This window comes from Fulvivirga lutimaris (genome assembly GCF_009711525.1).
GTDB classification, from domain to species: domain Bacteria; phylum Bacteroidota; class Bacteroidia; order Cytophagales; family Cyclobacteriaceae; genus Fulvivirga; species Fulvivirga lutimaris.
The window spans coordinates 1-3,521 of record NZ_SMLV01000161.1; the positions used below are offsets into that span (position 1 = coordinate 1).

Genomic DNA, 3,521 nt, shown 5'->3' on the forward strand with positions numbered 1-3,521 from the left:
TAAGAGTTTTATGATCTTTTATTTTCACTATTCTACTTAGCATACCAATGCTAAATCTCTTCTTATCTTTTAGGTGTGGTTTGAAAAAATTAAGGTTCAATCCATTGGGAATTACAGCCACCCGGTTATGATTAAACAAGAATCCATAAGAATCTTCAATTTGACTCTTATAAAGTTCAGATAAAAAAACCACTTTGCTAGAGAAAAGAAGTGCAACACCTAGCATTACCCTCTCTACTAAACCCTTTAAATGATTTGCTTGAGTTTCTCTTACAATGATTACTGATTTACTAAAAAAACGATAAAGTATGGACGGAATGATGTTATAGCTAGAATGCAGAAAAATGACATCTGGGTTTTCTTCTTTTAACACTCGAAATACTTGAATCCAATACCTTAAATCAAAACCCTTCCTTTTCTTAATATAATTGTGTGCAATAGATGCCTCACTCAATTGATTTAAAATGCCCTCACTGGGATTTTCGATACCATAAAAAATTGCACTGAATTCATATAATGAATCTTTATCTTCTTTTACCAATGCTAAAAAAACATTACTATGCCCACCAAGTCCTCCATATAAAAGATGAGTTATCTTCATCTCAATTTACTATAATACCATTTCAAAGCACTTAACGGACTAAGCATGAAATTCTTAATCACATAAATAAATCCATACAAATATTTGCCTTGAAAAATAAGCCTTACTGAATATTCCCTATCAAGTAATAACGGGTCTTTAACGTAAGCCAAATTCAATTTATCTTCATATTTCAGCAATTCCTTAAACAAGGAACCTGTTCTATCCATTAACCCATCTGAGCCAAGCTTTTTGCGCTGATGAAATAAGAATGCAATTACTCTTCCAACGGTATAACTATCGTGTTTAACGGGCCTCTTATTGGTAATTGATTCAGAGTTATATCTATAAAAATATAGATGTTGACTAAGATTGATCATTTTAAAATGTTCCAGAAGTATTGATAACCAATACCAATCAGCTCCTCCTCTTCGATCGAAATATTCATTTAAACCCCCGACTTGATCATAAACAATTTTTCTCATCATTACTGAGGCACTTGTAAATAGGTAGTCCTCTGGAATACTTTTCACAATTGAACTATGCTGCTGCGGGAAGTCCGATTTTTTAAGTATTCGACCATTATTATCTATTTTTATTGATTGTGTACCACAAAGAGCTATATCAAGGTTTTTCTCAAGGACTTTTAACTGAAGCTCTAATTTTGACTCATCAGACCAATCGTCTGCATCCTGAATTGCTATGTAATCGCCCTGAGTCATTGCAAATAGCTTATTGATAGTCTTTAGATTACCCATATTGCATGAATTATGAAATCGCCTAATCCTTTTGTCTTCAAAAGCATCTATTATTTTGCGTGTATTATCTGTAGACCCATCATCTGAGATAAGTAACTCCAAATAAGTATGAGTTTGATTCAATATACTTTCTATTGCCTTGCTGATATATGGTTCGGCATTGTAGGCAGGCATAACTATAGAAATTAACTTCATAATTATTCTATTTCAGAAAGTACAGATTCAATCTTGCGCAAGATTTCAGGCAATGCAAAGCTATTCCTAATATAATCTTGTCTTTGTTCTAAATTGTAACTTTCTGGATGTTGGAACCATTTTTCGATTTTATCTGCTAAATCTTCTTTCGAGTTAAATGTCCACTCTTTATTTGTGTCGTTTATAATTTCGGAAGTAGCGCCAATATCTCTCACCAATATGGGAGTGCCTGCCATAATGGACTCAACGATTACTCTGCCAAATGATTCGTTAACAGTTGATGGAAAGATGCATAAATCAAGGTGAGATAAAAATTCAGTTGGGTCACTAATATGATCTTTAAAGTGAATTCTACTGGACAATCTCAGGTCATCGATTTTCAGCTTAATCTCTTCCAAATATTGAAAATGCTCAGGTCTTTTAGGAGTTCCTCCAATAATTAATTCTAAGTCATTACCTCTATCAATAAGCATGTGAAAAGCATCTAGTAGGTCATGTAAACCTTTATATTTAGCAATTCTTCCTAGAAACCCTATAGTCCTAACTTTACCCAAGGATCTTGATTTTCTATCAATACTTATCCTATCCATGGGAAATCCATTAGGAATTACAACAATGCTCTTCTCAGTGAGCCCTGCATGGATATATGCATGTCTCATATTTTCATTGGCTACAATAAATCTATCTATGTGATGAACAAACAAACCAATAAAATTATTTTTCTTTCTAAATATTGGCAGTACAGGAGGGGGAAGCCTTAAATGACAAACAAGCCTTGAAGAATACATCCAAGATAAAACTGTACCTAGGGGCATATCTATTACTTCATTTATATAGACAACATCGCTCTTGTACTTTTTTAGTTTGACAGCGGAGGAGATTAGCCTCCACCAGGAAGTCAGCTTTACACCATCATTTCTGGTTGTCAGAATTTGTTTTGTGTTAATACCTGCTTTATGATAACGTTCCAAATGATCCCCCCAAATCACATAGGCCAATACAACGGTATGTCCTAAGTCACTCAATCCAATGAGTACATCAAGTAGGCTTTTCTCCTGACCTCCCCGAAGAGATGATGGCTCAAAATCTATGGCCAAGATATTCACCTGAATATGTTTTTAGAAGAAAGCAGGTATTCCTTTAATAGAACAACGAAAATCCCAATATTTGTTCCGGTATGTGTAAACTTTAACGTTCTTACAATTTGTATAAACTGCTTTACTAGTTTTATCGGCCTGAAAAACCTTATATCCAAACGAAATGAAGACTGTTGTCTCAGAAATTGAACAATGAGTTTTCCCACTTTCTTTTTCCCAAACAATTTTAAAAAAGGATAATAAGATTTAAACACTTCATCCAAAAGACCTAGGTCATTATAATCCCAAAATTTTCTATTAAATACTGGCACGATGGTTCTATATTTTGGAACAAATAATGTCTGATACTTTGTCATCCTATCTGTAATGAAGAAAACGAAAGGATAAATGTTCCTGTACCCCTCATAGCTCAAGTAATGATCAAGTAGCCCATCTCTCTTAAATACCAACCCTGACAATTGATGGCCCAAATAGGAATATTTTAAGGCTGTGTCATAGCCTGCTTTAAATGTTTGCCATTCAAAGCCCGGATTACGAATATGCACTCTGCTACCATCTTCAAATAACTTAGTAATACCTGTTATAATACATCCCAACTCTGGATTTTGATCGATTTGACCTATGCAAAACTGGATATAGCCTTTGGCTATAAAATCATCATCTCCCACCCAGAGTATATACTCTGTCTCGGCTAATGACAGTAATTTTACCATATTTGCCTCTAGGCCTATGTTTTGATCGTTCCTATTATTGATGATTTGGATTTGTTCATTTTGACTTATTATTTCCTTTAAAATTTTCTGTGTATCATCTTCAGAGTGGTTATCAGAAATAATTATTCTTACTTTACTTTCTATTTTATTGGTGACAATCTCTTCAATAATATAATTC

Annotated in this window: 4 protein-coding genes; all 4 read right to left on the reverse strand. The window is 33.7% G+C overall.

Going from position 1 to position 3,521, the window contains the following annotated elements; all coding sequences use genetic code 11:
• Window positions 1-601: glycosyltransferase (locus tag E1140_RS01155; RefSeq protein WP_155178179.1), on the reverse strand; the 601-nt coding region annotated here is incomplete at its 3' end.
• Window positions 598-1,533: a glycosyltransferase family 2 protein gene (locus E1140_RS01160; protein ID WP_155178181.1), complete on the reverse strand. Its 936-nt coding sequence runs from the start codon at window positions 1,531-1,533 to the stop codon at window positions 598-600. The genes E1140_RS01160 and E1140_RS01155, both read right to left, overlap by 4 nt.
• Before the next feature lie 2 nt (window positions 1,534-1,535).
• Window positions 1,536-2,639 (reverse strand): glycosyltransferase, encoded by a 1,104-nt coding sequence (locus E1140_RS01165; RefSeq protein WP_155178183.1) that lies wholly within the window; start codon window positions 2,637-2,639, stop codon window positions 1,536-1,538.
• A partial coding sequence (locus E1140_RS01170; protein WP_155178186.1) for a glycosyltransferase occupies window positions 2,636-3,521 on the reverse strand: 886 nt, incomplete at its 5' end. The genes E1140_RS01170 and E1140_RS01165, both read right to left, overlap by 4 nt.